The 17970-nt window shown below is 54.2% G+C and carries 12 protein-coding genes and 2 pseudogenes; 8 read left to right on the forward strand and 6 right to left on the reverse strand.

Annotated features, from left to right (window positions below; translation table 11 throughout):
• The coding region (locus AAEZ06_RS24200; protein WP_350616592.1) for a hypothetical protein at positions 1 to 822 on the reverse strand (822 nt) is incomplete at its 3' end.
• A gap of 454 nt (positions 823 to 1276) precedes the next feature.
• Here AAEZ06_RS24200 and AAEZ06_RS24205 point away from each other — a divergent pair.
• Positions 1277 to 2827: an EAL domain-containing protein gene (locus AAEZ06_RS24205; protein ID WP_350616594.1), complete on the forward strand. Its 1551-nt coding sequence runs from the start codon at positions 1277 to 1279 to the stop codon at positions 2825 to 2827.
• Positions 2828 to 2863: 36 nt separating this feature from the next.
• Here AAEZ06_RS24205 and AAEZ06_RS24210 read toward each other — a convergent pair whose 3' ends face one another.
• Entirely contained in the window at positions 2864 to 3511 is a 648-nt protein-coding gene (locus AAEZ06_RS24210; RefSeq protein WP_350616596.1) for a response regulator, read from the reverse strand.
• Positions 3512 to 4005: 494 nt separating this feature from the next.
• Between AAEZ06_RS24210 and AAEZ06_RS24215 the strand changes: the two genes are divergently transcribed.
• Positions 4006 to 5142, forward strand: a complete 1137-nt coding sequence (locus tag AAEZ06_RS24215) for an alkene reductase (RefSeq protein WP_350616598.1) — start codon at positions 4006 to 4008, stop codon at positions 5140 to 5142.
• A gap of 318 nt (positions 5143 to 5460) precedes the next feature.
• Positions 5461 to 6399 (forward strand): LysR family transcriptional regulator, encoded by a 939-nt coding sequence (locus AAEZ06_RS24220; protein ID WP_350616600.1) that lies wholly within the window; start codon positions 5461 to 5463, stop codon positions 6397 to 6399.
• A 222-nt stretch (positions 6400 to 6621) separates the two neighbouring features.
• Here the strand turns inward: AAEZ06_RS24220 and AAEZ06_RS24225 are convergent.
• Positions 6622 to 6743, reverse strand: a pseudogene (locus AAEZ06_RS24225) (ATP-binding protein); the annotation flags it as partial.
• A gap of 211 nt (positions 6744 to 6954) precedes the next feature.
• A complete protein-coding gene (locus AAEZ06_RS24230) occupies positions 6955 to 7845 on the reverse strand; it encodes a LysR family transcriptional regulator (protein WP_350616602.1) in 891 nt (296 codons plus the stop codon).
• A 105-nt stretch (positions 7846 to 7950) separates the two neighbouring features.
• On the opposite strand from AAEZ06_RS24230, the gene AAEZ06_RS24235 reads away from it, so the two are divergent.
• The 3 genes and pseudogenes from AAEZ06_RS24235 to AAEZ06_RS24245 form a co-directional block, all read left to right on the forward strand.
• Positions 7951 to 8997, forward strand: coding sequence for an SDR family oxidoreductase (locus tag AAEZ06_RS24235; RefSeq protein ID WP_350616603.1), 1047 nt, complete (start codon positions 7951 to 7953; stop codon positions 8995 to 8997).
• A gap of 299 nt (positions 8998 to 9296) precedes the next feature.
• Positions 9297 to 10438, forward strand: a protein-coding gene (locus AAEZ06_RS24240) for an IS3 family transposase (protein WP_350616605.1) whose coding sequence is annotated in 2 segments (ribosomal slippage) — positions 9297 to 9531 and positions 9531 to 10438 — 1143 coding nt in all. Because the reading frame shifts where the segments join, the coding sequence is not laid out codon by codon here.
• A gap of 146 nt (positions 10439 to 10584) precedes the next feature.
• Positions 10585 to 10862: pseudogene (locus tag AAEZ06_RS24245) on the forward strand (tyrosine-type recombinase/integrase); the annotation flags it as partial.
• A 171-nt stretch (positions 10863 to 11033) separates the two neighbouring features.
• On the opposite strand, the gene AAEZ06_RS24250 reads toward AAEZ06_RS24245, so the two are convergent.
• Both AAEZ06_RS24250 and AAEZ06_RS24255 read right to left on the reverse strand, forming a co-directional pair.
• Complete coding sequence (locus tag AAEZ06_RS24250) at positions 11034 to 12074, reverse strand: DUF2955 domain-containing protein (RefSeq protein WP_149413313.1); 1041 nt, start codon at positions 12072 to 12074, stop codon at positions 11034 to 11036.
• Positions 12064 to 13125 (reverse strand): HlyD family secretion protein, encoded by a 1062-nt coding sequence (locus AAEZ06_RS24255; RefSeq protein ID WP_149413312.1) that lies wholly within the window; start codon positions 13123 to 13125, stop codon positions 12064 to 12066. The genes AAEZ06_RS24250 and AAEZ06_RS24255 overlap by 11 nt, the downstream gene beginning before the upstream one ends.
• Before the next feature lie 744 nt (positions 13126 to 13869).
• Here AAEZ06_RS24255 and AAEZ06_RS24260 point away from each other — a divergent pair.
• Complete coding sequence (locus AAEZ06_RS24260) at positions 13870 to 16686, forward strand: ATP-binding protein (protein ID WP_350616607.1); 2817 nt, start codon at positions 13870 to 13872, stop codon at positions 16684 to 16686.
• Positions 16683 to 17876, forward strand: a complete 1194-nt coding sequence (gene pvrR, locus AAEZ06_RS24265) for a response regulator cyclic di-GMP phosphodiesterase PvrR (RefSeq protein ID WP_149413301.1) — start codon at positions 16683 to 16685, stop codon at positions 17874 to 17876. Before AAEZ06_RS24260 ends, pvrR begins: the two co-directional genes overlap by 4 nt.
• The last annotated feature ends 94 nt before the right edge of the window (positions 17877 to 17970 follow it).

Below are 17970 nucleotides of genomic sequence, written 5' to 3' on the forward strand. Positions count from 1 at the left end.
GACCGGATCTGCTGCTTCAGCGGTGATACCCGCTTTGCTGGAGACGGTTGCGGTGATGTTCTGGGTGCCACTTTCCAGTGCATTGTCGCCTACAAGCTCCAGTTCCCATTTGCCGTCGTCGCCAACGATGGCCGTACCAATCACTTTCCCATTGTTGGAAATGGTGACGGTGCCACCGTTAGCACCCGTAACGGTGCCGGTGATGGTGGTGTTGTCACCAAAGACTTTATCGCCGATCGGGTTGACCACCAGGTTGGTGGGCTTGGGGTCGATCGTTTCCACTGGCGCGGCAGGCGCACTTTTACGACTGCCACCGCCACCGCCACTCGCCAAGGCGATAGCCGCTCCGGCAAGCCCCAGGCCCAGGCCAATCATGCCCAGGGTTGACCAGCTATTACCCGAGGCGTCGATCAGCCCCTGACCAAAGCCTTCCAGCGCTTGGCTGCCAAGCACTTGCGGCGCAGTGACGCCTTCTTGCAGGAAGGCGATATCGTGGTCGTGTGCTGCGTCAACGGCGGTATAGGGGTAGTACGCGCCATCCGCGCCCATGCCGACCAGGGTGCCTTGTTGATCGTAGAAACCTTCGATGATCACCTGCGGCTGCTCGGGGTCGGTGCCCTCGAGGTTCAGGTGCAGGTCTTTGCCCACACGGCGCACGGTGAAGTTTTGAGGCGCCAGGCCATTGTCGCCTTCGGCCAGAATGAACTTGCCATCCTTGAGCGCTTTTAGTTTTAACGGCGCCGCGTTCTTGGCGGATGGCAAGGTGAGTGTCTGGGTAATGGTTTTACCTTCGACTACGGCGATGCTGACAGGATTGGTCATGGGTTTTCTCTGGATAATTGATGTCCTAGCGTTAACTAGCTGTCACCAGCGCCCGGCTTGTTTTGGTTCTACTGGTGTAAGCGGGTGGCAGCGGGTGGCAGCGGGTGGCAGCGGGTGGCAGCGGAGGCGACGATGCCACTCAGCAAAAAGTTTTGCCTTTGGACAAGTCCTAAAATGCGTCTCCTGTGTAGGAGGCGCCGGGGATGTTTATTTGGGGGGATGTAGTGTTTTTGTTTTGTGGACGTTTTAGGACAAGTCCCAAAGCTTTCATGAGTTGACGGCTTAAGCATGAGATATAGATTTGAAACGGGTCACGATCGTTCTCGTTATCGACCGATAAAGCGGTTTGATTTTTGACGCCAATTTTAAATAACGAGTAAGGCGCGAATCGGTGCGCTAAGCTCACCCTGCAATCGTAAAACCATTGTGGATCTCTTGAGTAAAGGTCGTAGTAATGCCTCTAACGAAAAACCGCTCAAAAAAAGTTACGATGAACATTGGGATTTCCATGGTTATCGCAATAGCGCCGATTTTAGTTGGGGGCTTGGCACTGTACGTTCAGGCCGAGCGCGCGTTGGAAGATCGCGCGGCACGGTCTGCTCATGAGGCTGTTCGGCAACTTGAGCCGATGCTCAACAGTGCGCAAGGCGCGGCGAACAGTCTCCTGGACCTGGCAGGCTCGTCCTGCGCCAGCGCTCAGCTTTTGTTGCGTGAGCAGACGACTCGCCGACCCTTCGTGAGGTCGACGGGTTTGACGGTGAACGGGATCATGTACTGCAGTTCGTTGCAGGGAGATAGCGCAGAAGTCGATACCCCGGAAAACTACACCCATGAACAGCTTTGGCTTTTGCCCGGCAATGATGTAACGCCCGACACGGCACTGCTTATTTATAGGGCAGGCACGGAGGACAGGGCAGCCCTCGCGGCTATTGATGGGCGCCACCTGAGTGATGTGCTCAGGAGTGCCGATAGAAACAATGGGCTGACACTCAAGGTTGGGGCCGTCTGGATGTCTCCTGACGGGCGCGTTCATGACGTGTCGCCGCCTCATTATGCTTCCGTTCAGCGGGAGGAAGTCTCCGAGAGCTACGGTTTTAGTGTCACGGCTGGCTATGATGAAGGCGCAACCTGGCATTATTTAATGAATACCTATCGGGAAATGGCTGCACTGTTCCTGGTGCTGGGCGTTATCGCGGGCGGGATAGGCTATAAGGTGCTGGGACGACAGGTCCCGCCGTCCCGTGAACTGAAAAGAGCGCTGGAGGCTGGGGAATTCATTCCTTTTGTACAGCCCCTGGTTGATCCCTCGGGCCATTGGATAGGCGTGGAAGTGTTAATGCGCTGGCAGCATCCTGTTGATGGCCTGGTGCGCCCTGATCTGTTTATTCCTTATGCTGAGCATTCGGGTCTTATTATCCCCATGACACGCTCCATCATGCTGCAAGTGGCGCAGGCGCTGGCGCCTCATACATCAAAATTGCCCAGGGGATTTCATATAGGCTTCAATATAAGCTCCAGCCATTGTCATGATTTTGATCTGGTCGAGGCTTGTCAGAAGTTTCTTTTGGCCTTTCCACCTGATTCGATTGTTCTAGTCCTGGAGATCACTGAGAGAGAGTTGATAGAGCCTGATGAAACCACTCGCCAGTTGTTCCATCGACTTGATTTGATGGGTGTTCAAGTCGCCCTGGATGACTTTGGAACCGGACATTCCAGTCTTGATTATCTAAGAAAGTTTCATGTCGACTATCTAAAGATCGACAAAAGTTTTGTGTCGATGATTGGCAAGGATGCACTCTCTATTCATATCTTGGAGTGTATTCTGGAACTTTCGCAGAAAGTGGATCTGAAAGTGGTGGCTGAGGGCGTTGAAACCCAGGAACAGTTCGAGTTTCTGCAGCGCAGGCAGGTCGACTTTTTCCAGGGATACTTGTTCAGTCGGCCGCTTGCAATGGAGGCATTTGTCAGTCAGGTATCTATCAGTTCTTACCCGGGTGGTCATTAGGAAGGTTGTGCACTCAACCATTCCTGCTGACGGGCATCATGACTGCAAGCCATGTGCCTGAACATAAGTGAAAAAGGCGGCATCGTTCTTGATGCCCAGTTTGCGCATGGAACTTACTTTTTGCGCACTGATGGTTTGCTTGCTGCGGTTAAGCCGCTCGGACACTTCTCTTGAGGTCAATCCTGAAGCCAGCAGCCGTACAACTTCCAGTTCGCGGGGAGAGAGCTTTTCGATGGGTAGCAGGCGGTCATCACCCACGCCATTGACCACTTCAATCGACTTGGCGACTGAGTCGGCAACGTAGAGCTTGCCCGCACAAGCGGATTTGATCGCGGCGGGAAGCTCATGGGAAAGGCTGATCTTGCTCACCAAGCCCTTGACGCCGAGATTGATAATCGAAGAAAAAATGGCGGGGTTCTGCAGCATCGTCACCACAATCACCGGTAGCTGTGGGTAGTCGCGCCGTATGCGTTCAATCAACCTCAGACCGTCATTCTGCTCATCTGCGGGCATCAAGAAGTCAGTGATCAGTACGTCGCAGTGATTGCTTGCGAGAAAGGTCATCAACTGATCGGGAGAGGAAGCTTCACCGATGATTTCAAGTGCCTTGTTCTGGCTCAAGATGGTCCGTAGTCCAATGAGGAAAATAGGATGGTCATCGGCGAGGACGATGCGTATCGGCATGAATAAGCCCTTAGGGTGTTGACTTGATTACGGTGTCGACTAATAAGCCGCACGTGTTGCTTCGGGCTGATAAGGTCGTGCTCTGCCATATGATGTGCAGGGCGCGCGCCTGACGTCCAAGTGGAATAGTAAACCAAAGCGCTTGGTCTTGCCGCTCTCTGGGTCCCCTTTTTTCGGCGCCGGAGGAGGCTCGGGTACAGCGCTAGGCGCAAGCTAGCCGACACTCCTCACGTCTCCATGCGTTGCTAAAAAAGCAATAGTGATTTGTATTTTGTGTGGGTTGTGGCTAAAAAAACATCAAGATAATATCAAAACACCTTAGGGATTCATCAGATCTGTATGAGATTCCATAGGTCATTAGTTGAAGGCGTAGCGGCAGCTTTCGGGCATCCGGCCTGCGTTAGCTGATAGGGCCCGTTAGTTCAAGGCGCCCGGCATCACCTGTATGCCTCGTAGCTAATCATCATTCCATCCAATAAACTCTGGACATTCCAATGTCGAAACTCTTTGAAGAATTCCGTTTGGGCGACGCCACGCTCAAAAATCGTGTAGTCATGGCGCCGCTCACTCGCTCTCGCGCACCTAATGATGCAGCCGATGAGCGTGTTGCCCTCTACTACATGCAACGCGCGACCGCAGGCTTGATCGTCAGCGAGGGAACTCCGATATCCCGTGAGGGCCAGGGCTTTCTCTTCAATCCCGGCATCTTCACCGCCGAGCAAATCGCTGGATGGCGCCTCACCACCAATTCGATCCATTCCGTTGGTGGCAAGATATTCGCGCAAATTTGGCACGTTGGTCGCGTCTCGCATCCTTCCATCCAGGAAGGTGGGAAACTACCTGTGAGCGCCACGACAAAGCAGCCAGTTGGCGCGACAGCTTATGGATACGACGCCGATGGATTTCCGGCGCTGCTAGAGCCTCCTGCTCCCCGTCAGCTAACTACCGAGGAAATCACTCGAATCGTCTGTGAGTTCGCGCAAGCGGCCGAAAATGCGGTCCAGGCGGGCTTTGATGGTGTAGAAATTCATGGTGCCAACGGTTACTTGTTCGAGCAGTTCATGAATCCATTGGTCAATGACCGTACAGATCAGTATTCCGCTGGTGCGTTGGCAGATCGTATTCGGTTCACCCTGGAAGTCATTGACGCGGTGGTTGCCAAAATTGGGGCAAGCCGTGTTGGAATACGCATTTCGCCCTATGGGCAGCTCTTTGATATGCCCTTGTATGACGAAATCGATGAAACCTACACCGAGCTTACTGCTCAGATAGGCGCTCGCCAACTGGCGTACGTTCATATCATGGATCAGTCCGGATACCCTGCCCCTGCCCCTGGGACTGAAGGTGGCGGTGGCGACCCGAAAGAGACGTTTATCAATCTTCTGTCGACCATGAAGTCGAAACTGCCTAATACAGCGGTCATTCTGGCTGGCGGCATGACGCGTGCACGTGCAGAAGAGCTGATCAATGACGGTGTTATTGATCTTGCCGCATTTGGTACTCCCTACATCAGCAACCCTGATCTGGTGGAGCGTCTGAAGAACAAATGGCCCCTGGCCGAGGCGAACCGCGAAACCTTTTACGGTGGCGGGGCGCAAGGCTATATCGATTACGCACCCCATCAAGGTTGAGTTACTAGCGCCCGGCTAGTTTCTAGCCCTGAGTATAGGCAGCCGCGACTGACATTCGGTGCGGCTGCTTTGCCATGCCTCATGCAAATGGAGATCTACTGTGCCTGATCTGAATGAGTAGAGTGTATGCAGCAACTGGCGCAACTTGATCGATGGTTGCTATAACTGAAATGATCAGAGTGGAAAGAAAGATGTTATTGCTTTAATAGCTATCGTCCGATCTGTAGCTTGCCGGGTTCGGTCGTGCTTGATGAAGGAGAGCGGCCCCTCATTACTATATCCTTATAATTTCAGCAGACCCGCTGGCGGAGGTTTCCAATGCATCTCAAAGCGCACCGATATTTTACGATGGTCGCTGTAACCGGCAGCTTCTCTGCGACAGCGCGCCACTTCCGTGTTCCAGCATCCTCGGTGTCACGCTTCATTGCAGCCCTGGAGCGGGAGGTTGGCCAGCAGTTACTTTATCGAAATACGCGCGCTGTAAAGTTGACCGATGCGGGTGAGCGGTATTACGTGCAGATTCGAGAAGTGCTGGAATTGTTGGCCGCGGCAGATGAGGAAGTCACTGGCAAGGGAGAAGAGATTCGTGGTCTCGTGCGGATTAACGCCCCTGTCGCGCTCGGCAGTTTACACATCGTGAAACTCTTGAATGGTCTGTATGAAAAGTACCTGGAGTTGACCGTGGAGCTAACCGTCACTGATGCCTTTATTGATCCTGTTCAGGAAGGTGCAGACATCATATTTCGGGTTGGCCATCTAGAGGACTCGGGGTTAGTTGGGCGGAAAATTTGTGACCAGAAGTATGCGCTCTGCGCGAGCCCAGAGTATCTAGGGCGGTACGGAAAACCCAGCTCGCCACAGGATCTTCAGAACCATGCTTGTCTGGTTTACAAAGGAACTGGAGGGGCACAGCGCTGGTATTTTCGGCAACCAGGAAGCGACAAAGTGCAGATCATCGAGGTCCATGGTCCGTTGCGAAGCAACAATGGGCAGGTTCTGGTGGAAGCGGCGCTCGCAGGCAGGGGAATCATATTTTTTCCTTCGTGGATGTTCAGCAGAGACAGCTTCTTGAAGAAGCAGCTCATTCGACTTTTACCCGATTGGGAGGGGTCGGTGGAGCAATCACCAAGCCAGATACATCTGATATCGCCAGAGAATCGGCTTAGGTCCCAGAAGGTACGAGTGGTATGGGACTATTTTCTTGATGCGATTGGCACACCGCCATACTGGGATGACTTGGGTGATGCTCCGCAATAGCTACGACGTTCGATATTGGATACATGACCAGCAGTGACGAACGATCGCTTCTGGCCCCGAGTGTGTAAAAAAGCTCGATCCAGTTTCGATTTTCAAGGTTGGAGAGGCAGTCACCGTTCGGAGCCTGATCAAGGGCACGATACTTTCCTGGTGAGCAGAACTGTCAGCATCGGTTGAAAACTGACCCACCGGGGGCGAGGCCGTTTCTCGGGAGACGATCTGGCCCGATTTCAGCTGGCCCTTCAGCCGGTAACTCTGGCCGCTGACCTGCACGATATGAGCGTAGTGCAGCAGCCGATCCAGAAGTGCAGCGTCAGTGTCGAATCGTCGGCAAAGATGCTAGCCATCAGCCTGCTCTCGAACTAAATGCCCGAGCTTTGACGCAGCGGCCAGCTTCTCGCGAGCTTCGCCGTACGAAGGCCCGCGCAGACGAATAATCTGAAGTCGCCTTGTTTTTTCTGCATTAAGATGGACTCGTTGCCAACCCCCTGTGGGAGGGAGGGAGCGCTTGCTCGCGATAGCGTCAGCCCAGACACTTCATGTCTGGCTCTAAACTTAGCCCACCGGATGCAACGCCACCCACTCCTTCAAATGCGTAACAAAACTGCTCACCCGCGGTGCAATGTTCTCGCGGGAGGGGTACACCGCGTAAATACCGGTAGGCGGCTCAACGCTCCAATCGGTAAAGGCCTCCACCAGCTTTCCGGAGTGCAGGTCATCGTCGACACTCCAGTCGGCGAGCAGCGCGACACCATGGCCATCGAGCGCCATCTGCCGCACCACTTCACCCATGCTCGACTCGAAGCGGCGGCGGATCTTGACGGTTTGCTTCTGGCCAACTCGTGCCAGGGTCCAGCGATTGTCCTTGCCGATGATCAGCCCGTCGCAGTCCGCCAGATCCTTGGGGGACGCGGGCATGCCGTGCTGTTCCCAATACACCGGCGCGGCGCAGACCAGCCGTCGCGAGGAGGCAATTCGCTGGGCGATCAGCGTCGAGTCGGCCATGACGCTGTGCCGAATCGCGAGGTCGACCCCTTCGGCCACCAAATCTACCGTCCGGTCAGTCGGATCGAGCTCAACGATCACCTTAGGGTAAAGGCTGAGGTAACTGCTGATCACTTTTGACAAGTAATTCTGGGCAAATGTCGCGGCCACGGTAATACGCAAACGCCCGGTGATTTCGGTGTCATCGAACAAGCCCCGTTCGGCCTCTTGCACACTGGTGAGAATGATTTGCGCATGTTGATAAAGCTTCTGCCCATCGCTGGTCGGGCTAAGTTTTCGGGTGGTGCGGTTGAACAACCGTCGGCCAACACGATCTTCCAGAGCCAGCAGGCGCTTGCTACCGCCAGCGGCAGTAATCCCCAGGAGTTCAGACGCTGCGCGAATGGAGGCTTCTTCAAATATTGCCGTGAAGAGCCGCAATTCGTCGATGGAGTCGAGCATTTAATTAACAACCAAAAGGACCGAAAGATTCAATAACTATAGCCTATTGCTGTCGCTATTCCGATGATAACTTTACCTCGTCAACCATTTAGTGAGGTACGCGTCATGAAACATGTAGCACTCGTAGTTGGATCAAGCGGCATCATCGGCAGTGCACTGGTGGAAGCACTCGTCAGTGCGCCAGACTGGACGGTTCGGGCATTACGCAAAACATCCGTGCCCGGCGTTGAAACCGTCGATTGCGACTTAAGTGATGCCCAGGCAACCCAGCGTGCGCTGGCTGCTGCATCCGATACCACCCACGTATTCTACGCGGCCCTGCAACCCGACTCGGACCTGGCGCGCGAATCCGAGATCAATGCCGTCCTGCTGGGTAATGTACTCGACGGCTTGAAAGCGGTCGGTGCGCCGCTCAAACGGGTCGTACATTACCAGGGTTTGAAAGCGTATGGCGTACATCTGGGGGCCTGTGTCGCGCCGTTTTATGAGGACGACCCGCGCCATATTGCGCCAAACTTCTACTACGCTCAGGAAGATCTGCTGCGCGAACGCCAGGCTCGCGAAGGCCTGGAGTGGAGTATTCTGCGGCCGGACGTTGTGGTGGGCGACATCGCCGGCAACCCGATGAACATCGCCATGGTGATCGGCGTGTTCGCTGCTCTGAGTAAAGATGCTGGCATACCGCTGCGCTTCCCGGGCTCGATGCGCACTTATCGTGAAGTGATCGCGCAATTCACCGACGCTCACTGGCTCGCCCGCGCCAGCCTCTGGGCCGCCCTGGCCCCGACGGCCTGCAATGAAGCGTTCAATCTGGTGGGCGAACCGTTCCGCTGGGAGCGGATTTGGAGCAAAGTCGCCGAAGCGCTGGGCATGGCCGTCGCCACACCGCAGCCGTTCTCACTGGCCAAACACATGCCCGGTAAAGCCAAAGACTGGGAGCGCCTGGCGAAGACCCATGACTTGGAAACCTTGCCGTTCAACAAACTGGTGGGTTGGCCGTTCGGCGATTTCATCTTCAATACCGAGTTCGATATGATCGGGGACATGAACAAGATTCGGCGGGCGGGATTTACCGAGGTGGTGAACAATGAGGAGGTTGTGATTCAGGCGTTGAAGCGATTGGTAGAGAGAGGGGTTATTCCGGGGTTTTGAGGTGGCTGGTGTGACTCCATCGCGAGCAAGCTCGCTTGTAGGGTAGGTGTTGCAGCTGACCGAAACTGACCCAGTAGATACTCTGTTCAAGGTCAAGCTTTGGCGAGGTTTTTTTCGCTAAAAGCTTGGCTGTATCAAACTCTTTTCTCTATCGCATATACGGCCATAATCCGGTCAGGTATTTGCGCATCACTGCTCTGATTGAGCGAGTGCCCATATGGGGAAGTCCAGCCCCATTGAATCGCCCCGGGTTTCGTAGACACCTCCATGCCTTAAACTGAGGCCAATTAGGAGGTGCCATGAGCAACCCGCGTTATCCCGAAGAATTAAAAATCCAAGCGGTCAATCAAGTGACCGAAAAGAAACTACCTGTCGCTGATGTGGCCGCACGCCTCGGCGTATCGACTCACAGCCTTTATGCGTGGGTAAAGCGCTACAGCAAGCCTCAGGAAGAACGACAGCAGGACGATGATCAGCAGGCTGAACTGCGTCGTCTGCGCGCTGAACTCAAACGGGTCACAGAAGAGCGAGATATCTTAAAAAAGGCCGCCGCGTACTTTGCCAAGGAATGCGGTTGAAGTACGCTTTTATCAAGCAGCAGGCCGCCGACTATTCCATTCGACGGCTTTGCCTGACGCTCGCAATCCATCCCAGTGGTTACTACGCCTGGCTGTCTAAGCCGCAATCTGCGCGCGCTAAAGACGACCAACGCCTGTTGGGACTGATCAAACATTCATGGATGGAGAGCGGTGGCGTTTATGGTTATCGCAAAATCCATGACGATCTGCGTGAAGTCGGTGAGGATTGTGGTCGGCATCGGGTCGCCAGGTTGATGCGTCTTGAAGGTCTGCGCTCTCAGACAGGGTATCGACGACGTCCAGGAAAGTACGGAGGTAAGCCCGCAGTCGCCTCACCCAATTTACTGAAGCGCCAGTTCGATGTCGTGGAGCCCAATAAAGTTTGTGTTACAGACATCACCTACATTCGCACGTATGAAGGCTGGTTGTATTTGGCTGTGGTGCTGGACTTGTTTTCTCGCCAGGTTGTTGGCTGGTCAATGAAGTCGCAGATGACCAGTGACTTGGCCATTGATGCGCTATTGATGGCGGTTTGGGGGCGTAAACCGAAACAGGAGGTGATGGTTCACTCCGACCAAGGCAGCAGCACCGATTGGCGTAGTTTTTTGAAGGCGAATAATTTGGTTGCCAGCATGAGTCGCCGAGGCAACTGTCATGACAACGCCATAGCCGAGAGTTTTTTCCAGCTTCTAAAGCGGGAACGGATCAAGCGGAAAATCTACACAACGCGGCAAGATGCTCGTAGCGATGTGTTCGATTACATCGAGATGTTCTACAACGTAAAACGCCGCCATGGTTTCAACAATCAGCTGTCACCGGTAGAGTTTGAAAAGCGTTACGCAATGAGCTTGCAAGGTGTCTAAAGAATCTGGGGAGATTCACAAGTAAAACCTTTTTAAATCAAAAAGTTAGAGGTTAGATTCTAGTCCCGTTTCCCGCTCCAAACATTGCGTTCCAGCGGTTTCCACTGGAAACCACTGACAGCCACGACTTTTAAGTCCATCTTTGCCAAAGACGTTATTCCCTCCCTGAGAAGGCCCGGACTTGCTTCCAGCAGCTGTTCTGTTACGCATTGGTCATCGCTGCTGGGTTACTGCTGAATCCGGCGTTCGATCTGAATGTCGTCGCGCTGCCTCAACTACCCGTACGCCACAATCCATTCCTGCGCATGCCTGAGCGCCGGCCATGCTCAAAATGTTATGTAAATATCCCGGCAAGCTGCAGGTCCAGCTTGGCCTCCGGTTGCTATTTTTGACGGGAGTCCGTGCGGGGGAGCTGCGGCTGGCGACGCACATGGTTGATGCGCTCGTCCTGGCTCCCGCGCTTGGGCACTTCCTACTCCAACCCCAATTGCACTCGGCTCGTGATCAAAAAACTCAGTTGAGCAGGGGCAAGGCCAGTCCGCATGAGGTGCATGAGGTGCAGCGCGAAGCGTTAAACGTTTAAGTGGTGGCGAGATCAATGGCTCATGTGTCGAGTCACGGCGAATCGATTGAGAAATCCATGGATTAGAAAAACAAGCGTCAGAGTCAGGATTACCGAGATCGACACAGAGGCAAATCTATAAAAGATATCGAACATGATGTCATGGGAGGGCGTCAGGTATTGCCCAAATAGAATGGCTAGTGTGGTGATGGCGCCAAAGCCTATTCCCGGAAGCCCTTTTTCCATGGAATGCCAGCGGGCGCAGACCATCAAGGCCACCCAGAACATCACTAAAACCAAGGGTAAAATGTCATGATGATTGTAGAGCAACAACTGCATGATAAAGCCCACGGCACATCCCATAAGCGTGCCTATTGCACGAATCCGTCCGGCGAAATGCGCGCCTTTCCAGTGCATGGGAAACAGGATCAGGATGCTCGCCACTTGCGCGGACAATGAATCTTTCAAGTCCAGGCATTGAAAGGCGACAAACGACGAGGTAGCGACCGTTGCGCCAAGCAGGGCTTCATGGCGCTGGCTGGGCAGGTCTTTTTCTATCGGTTGCCTGGGGCTGCGGGGAGCTGCATCTGGAAACAGGTAAAACATCAGGCCGGCGATCGCCGCAGAGAGCCAGATCGCCGCGCCATTGCACCAGAGCAGATCGATGACATCAGTTTGCGGATAGCTGGAAAAATGCAGCAGAATCGAGAGAAACACCGCGCTCAGAGCGCTGAAGAAAAACAGTGGCCCTTTGGCCATCAGCGCAAAGCGGTATAGAAACAACAGGAACACGATGGGCACCGCCAACACCGGTCGACCACCGAACAGCCCATAAAGCACTCCGACCTCCACGCTGACCACCACGCCCTGTGCCAGGAACTGGCGGACCAGATGGGCATTCAAGGTCGGAACTAGGCCAAGGATCAACATCGGATAGACGCAAAAAAAAGCGCCGTATTCCAGATTGAAAATCTTGCAAATCAACAGCCCCAGCGTACCACCGCCGGCAATGCGCAGGCATTGACGCAGGTCGTTTTCGCTCAGCCGATGGGGGGTGCCAGTCTCAGTAGACATAATGGATGATGCTGACGAGGCGGATTTGCAGCGCACCCATCAAGCGCGCCACAACATTGTCGCTGGAAAAGAGCTGCACGGTTGCCTTCGCTCCAGAGGGTAACGAGGGCGGAAGTTCGGTATTGAACACTAGGTGGATGCGTTGGCGCTGCGCATCCCTTACCCAGCGATCCGATTGCAGGGGGGCGGCCAGATCGCCGTTTGCGTCGATCTGACCTTCTTTCACCCCCGACTCCAGGTTGCTGACTTTCGCAGCAAAAATTTCCCCTGGCCGGGCATCGAACACCACTGAGGCGGTTGTGCCTGGCTGCGCATAGCGCAACGCCTTTTCTCTGAAGTCGGCAGTGACATCGGCATTATCTTCCACCAGTGCCATGACGGATGCGCCTGCCTGGAGGTACGCCCCGGGACTGAGCTGAAGATTGCCAACCACACCGGCACGTTCAGCCCGGACTTCGCTGTATTCCAGTTGCAGACGGACCTGTTCCAGCGCGTTATGCGCCTGCCGGAGGTGCACATTGTCGTCGCCAGGGCCACCTCTGCGTGCCTTGATCTCATCAATGGTGCTGGACGCAGCCCGTACTTGCGCCTGGGCAATAATCAGGTTGGCGTTGATCTGATCCCGCAGTTGAGTGGAGACGAAGTTTTTGTCATGCAAGGTTCGAATGCGCCCCGCCTGAGTCGATAACTCCTGAGCTTTAGCCTTTGCTGCTGACCAGTCGGCCTGCGCTGCGCCGAGATTTGCATCGCGCTCTGAGTAATCCTGTCGCGCGCGCTCGATCATCAACTGCGCTTCCTTGACCTTCAAAGCAAAAGGCCGGGGATCCAGCCGGAACAGCAACTGCCCAGCCTTGACATGCTGATTATTGACCACTGTCACTTCTATCACTTGGCCAGACACTTGAGGTGCAATCCGCACAACGGAGCGAGTTAATTGCGCCTGTGGTGTGAGCGGCATATAGAGGTCTGCTACCAGGAAATAGACGAATAGGCCGGTCAATATCAAAATGGCAAAACGGACGTGTCGGGCAAATCGTTGGTCAGGGGTCATGGCAACTTGCATAAGGCGTTCATGTGCGATCCGTTGGATGATTATCTATCTATGATTGTTTAATCGTCGTCTCGAAATCGATGCGCCCAGAGGCCGCGAGACAACCAAAGGGATGAAGTGAGAAGGGGGGCATTACAGATTGTACCTAGCGTAGGAAAAACAGGGCTATTCAAAATTTTGATAGTGCCAATTCATGCAGGGAATAGTTTGCGTCGCGTATAAATTGCTGTTTTGGTGATTGCTGTGTTGTGGTGGTGAAAGAGTGCGTTAGTTGGCTCTCGCGCTGGCGCCGTTTTAGTTATATAAATGATCATTAAGTGTTCCAGATATTACGGATTTGGTCGCCAGGCTCATTGAGCCCTTTATTTTCTTTCCAGTAAATTCCTCATATCTCGATGTGCTTGCGATAGTTGCAGAGGACGGAAATTTTTGTACGCTAAGCCATCCATAGTGGTCAGGACGATTGCTGGTCCCTAGTCGGTGTAGGGTGTTTGTTTCTGCATTTTTTGACGCTGCGGCGTCCACCTCTAGGACCTCTACTTGATAGGCAGAGAGCTTAGCGTACGAAAGTTTCCGCTTTCTCTATTCGACCCAAAAAGGTCCTGGCACCGAGGGGTATATTCGGCCATGACGTCGTTGGCGAGTCGACTGAAATAGACGCGGGTGTTGATTGTGCGTTTCCCGGATGCGGCTTTTAAGGATCGTCTGATTATCTTTAAAGCCGCATTCTATTAAGGTTGACAGATGAAACACAGCCCGTTCATTCGTCCGCTCGACTCCTCTTTCTCCACGCCAAAAGCTGCGCGAAAACTCCTCCATATGTTCGCGTTGGCTTTGGTGTTTGGCACGTATGCGGGGGCCTACAGCTACCTTCATGCGTCGCTCGATGAGGAGATTTCTTCACGTCGCAGCAACATGAACGACGCGATCTCTGATGCTCAGAATTTCTTCATCACTCGCCAGACACTACTTAAAAGCGTTGGGCTCGCGGCGGTGCGCAACATTACACAGCCGCTCGCAAACGCCAATGAAATCCAGGGAGAGGAAGCCCACATTATCCTAGGTGAACGAGATAGCAATACGTGGAGCCTATGGCTTACGCGCCGATTGCTTTCTTATATGGGCACCGAAAAAATCAATTTGCTGTACGTTTCAGCCAGTGCCCAAGCGAAAGTCATTCGATTGTTCGATACTGACAATATTGCTGAAAAGCCCTCGGTGCTTTCTCGCCCAGTGCTGAACCTGCTGGCCAGAAGTGAGCAAAGCCAAGACGTATGGGTCACGGATCAACAAAGTCTGGACGCTCCCCTCTATATATTTTCACGTCTCGATGATCGCGATCCAGCGTCCGGCTGGCTCGGCCTGGAGGTTGAAAAACAGGACTTGGTCAACGCGCTGCACCATGAGAATGCGGGAGATTTCCTTCTGCTGGATGCCAGTAACCAAGTTCTCTATTCCAGCGCTGCTGGCCTTGCGATGCCTCGCTCTTTGAAGCAACTATCCAGCGGGCGAGCGTTTGGCCTGGTGGGCGGTACGTGGTTTCCCCGTCAACTTGCCATTATTAAACAACTTGGTTATTCGGATTGGCGGATAGTTTACGCGACGGAACTCACGACGTTGCTGCCGCCTCTGCTCGGACCCTTGCTCATTTGTTTGTTTATCTGCATAAGCGTCACCTGGCTGATGGGGCTGCTGGTCATTCGGATTGATCGCAGGCTTATTATTCCCGCCGGTCACCGCATAGAAGCCTTGGTGGAAAGTGAGGCATTCAGCCGCGCGGTCATTCAGATCGCGCCTATCGCGTTGTGCGTCCTGCGCCGTCAGGACGGCGAAGTGGTGCTCGAAAACCAGCTGTCGCAACAATTGTTAGGGCCTGGGAACGAGCGCAAGGACTTGTGCCATGGCTGGATACACAGAGCCTTCAGCGACTTGGAAAAAAATAACACTGACGAACTGCAGATGAGCGATGGGCGCCACCTTAGCCTGAGCTTCGCTGCCACACGCTACAAGCGCGAGGACGTTCTTATCTGCGCGTTCAGCGATATCAGTACGCGTAAACAGACAGAGGTCACGCTCGAACAGGCTCGACAGCTGGCCGATGCCGCTAACCAGGCAAAGACACTGTTCCTGGCGACGATGAGTCACGAGATCCGCACTCCGCTTTATGGGGTGCTTGGGACCTTGGAGTTATTGGCCCGTACGCAACTCAGCACCCAACAAACCAATTATCTCAGCGCCATAGAGGGCTCATCCGCCAATCTGTTGCACTTGATTTGCGATGTGCTGGATGTATCGAGGATCGAGGCCGGGCAATTGTCATTGGAGTTGGTACGTTTCTCGCCGCTTCAATTGATCGAGGATGTGATTCAAAGCTACGCCGGTGCCGCGCATGGTAAAGGGCTGCAACTTTTCGCCTGTATCGACCCGCAGCTGCCGGACTGGGTAAAAGGGGATGTCGCACGCATTCGGCAGATACTCAACAACTTACTCAATAACGCTTTGAAGTTTACCTGTAGCGGTCGGATTACTTTACGCGTGAAGCTGGACAGCCGCGACGACGAACGCGCCATGCTTCACTGGCAGGTTGCGGATACTGGAAAAGGTATTTCTCATGAGGATCAGCAGCATCTTTTCGAGCCGTTCTACCAGGGTGATGGCAATACCAATGTGGTAACCGGAGCCGGCCTGGGGCTTTCGATTTGCAAGCGCCTCATGCATTTGATGAACGGCACCATGCGCGTCGTCAGCGAGCCGGGCCTAGGTAGCAGCTTCACCTTGTGTCTGGCGCTTGAGCAATTAAGCGAAATGAAAGGCGATGTATTCTTCGGTGAGCTGTGTGCCGACGTCGTGTATGTGGTGTCGCCGGTTCGCGAATTGGCGGAAAGCGTCTGCGGCTGGTTGCGTCGCTGGGGCGCGCGCGCGCAGATCTGTGCTTCGGCTGCCTATGAGCATCACGCCGGCTCGGTACTGGTCGAACTGCATCCGGGGCGAGTGGAAAAACAGCTCAGACCGCAATGGACTGGCCCGCTGGTGATAGCGGCGAGCGATGAGCACGATGCGCATCATATCGATCACCCTCATCGCATGGTCAACATCAACCGGCTTTCGGCCCTGCACCGTGCTGTCAGCGAGGCTCAAGGCCAACTGGGGGAGCAGGAGCTGCCCCAGGCGTCAACCCAAGTGACGTTCAACCTTGGGATGCGCGTACTCGTAGTGGAGGATAACCTCATTAACCAGTTAATACTGCGCGACCAGCTTGAAGAACTCGGGTGCACGGTCGAGTTGGCTAATGATGGTCTGGCGGCACTTGAAGCATGGCGTGTCTCGCAGTTTGATCTGATTCTGAGCGATTTGAATATGCCACACATGAATGGGTATGAGCTCTGCGCCAAACTGCGCGAGCTGGGATGTTCAGTTCCGGTCATTGGGGCTACAGCCAATGCAATTCGTGATGAAAACGAGCGTTGGCTGGCGGTAGGCATGAATTATTGTCTGGTCAAACCTTTCACCTTGCGCACTTTGTACAGCTGTTTGCAGCCCTATCGGCGGAGTGAAGTTTGAAGGTCTATAACGTAATGATCGTCGAAGATCATCCCTTCCAGCACGAGTATCTGTACCACGTCTTTTCCGAGGTGGGCGGTTTGAGCGTCAACACCGTGTGGGGTGGTTCGGAGGCACTTCGCTGCTTGCAAAAGAAGGATTATGACTTGGTGGTCAGCGACCTTTTCATGCCCGACATGGACGGTGTCCAACTGATTCAGAAGATCGCTGCATTGCCGAAAAAACCGGCACTGGCATTGATGAGTACCGCTTCGCGGCGAATGTTGATCAGCGCTGGGTTGGCCGCAGAAAGTTCAGGCCTGACGGTGATAGGGCTTATCTCAAAACCGGTGGAGTTGTCTGCGGTCAGACAGCTACGCGATCGCCTGGATGAACTTTACAGCGCGGCTCCTCCTGCGGATCGGGTGGTACAGCAGGATCGGCAGTTGTTGGTGCGGGCCATGGAGAGCGGCCAGATACAAGCCTGGTTTCAGCCAAAGAAATCACTGCGCACCGGGCGAATATGTGGAACCGAGGCACTTGTCCGTTGGCGTCACCCTACGGTCGGGTTGCTGGCGCCGGGGGACTTTCTGGATGCGATCAACCATTTTAGGTTACAGGAGCAACTGCTGTGGCGGATGCTCGAAGACAGTCTTGTGGCGCAATCCCTCTGGCGTAGACGTGGGCATGAGGTGCCCATTTCTGTCAATTTGCCTACTCATTTACTGGACAGCCATGACTTTACCGACCGGCTGTTGGAGAAGGTGTTGGCGGCGCAGGCCGAGCCTCGCTCGATTATCTTCGAACTCATGGAAAGCTCGACGACCGAAGATCCGAGCAATTTCTACGCGGGCGCCTGCCGCCTTCGCATGATGGGTTTTGGCCTGGCCCAGGATGACTTTGCCAAAGGCTATAGCTCTTATTTCAATCTGATCTCTACCCCCTTCAACGAAATAAAAATAGATCGCTCTCTGGTCCACGGCTGTGTCGAAAATGACAGTCAGGCCAGCGCCCTGCAGAGCATCGTCGATTTATGCCACAAGCTTGGGCTGGTCGTCACTGCCGAGGGGGTCGAGACGCCCGCCGAGTTGGCCTTCCTGCGCAAGATCCGCTGTGATCAGGTGCAGGGGTATTTGATCAGTGCGGCGGTCGCAAGCGTGGATTTTATGAAGATGCTGGAAGCTGATGGCATGGGGCCAACACTTACCTGATAGGCTATTATCTCTTTGCAAAGCCGCCAGTGACGTGCCGTATTTGCGCCTGTCTTGTGTTGTTTCGACTGGGGCTTGTCGCCCCAAAGTGAGT

Source organism: Pseudomonas sp. HY7a-MNA-CIBAN-0227, assembly GCF_040310325.1.
GTDB lineage: Bacteria > Pseudomonadota > Gammaproteobacteria > Pseudomonadales > Pseudomonadaceae > Aquipseudomonas.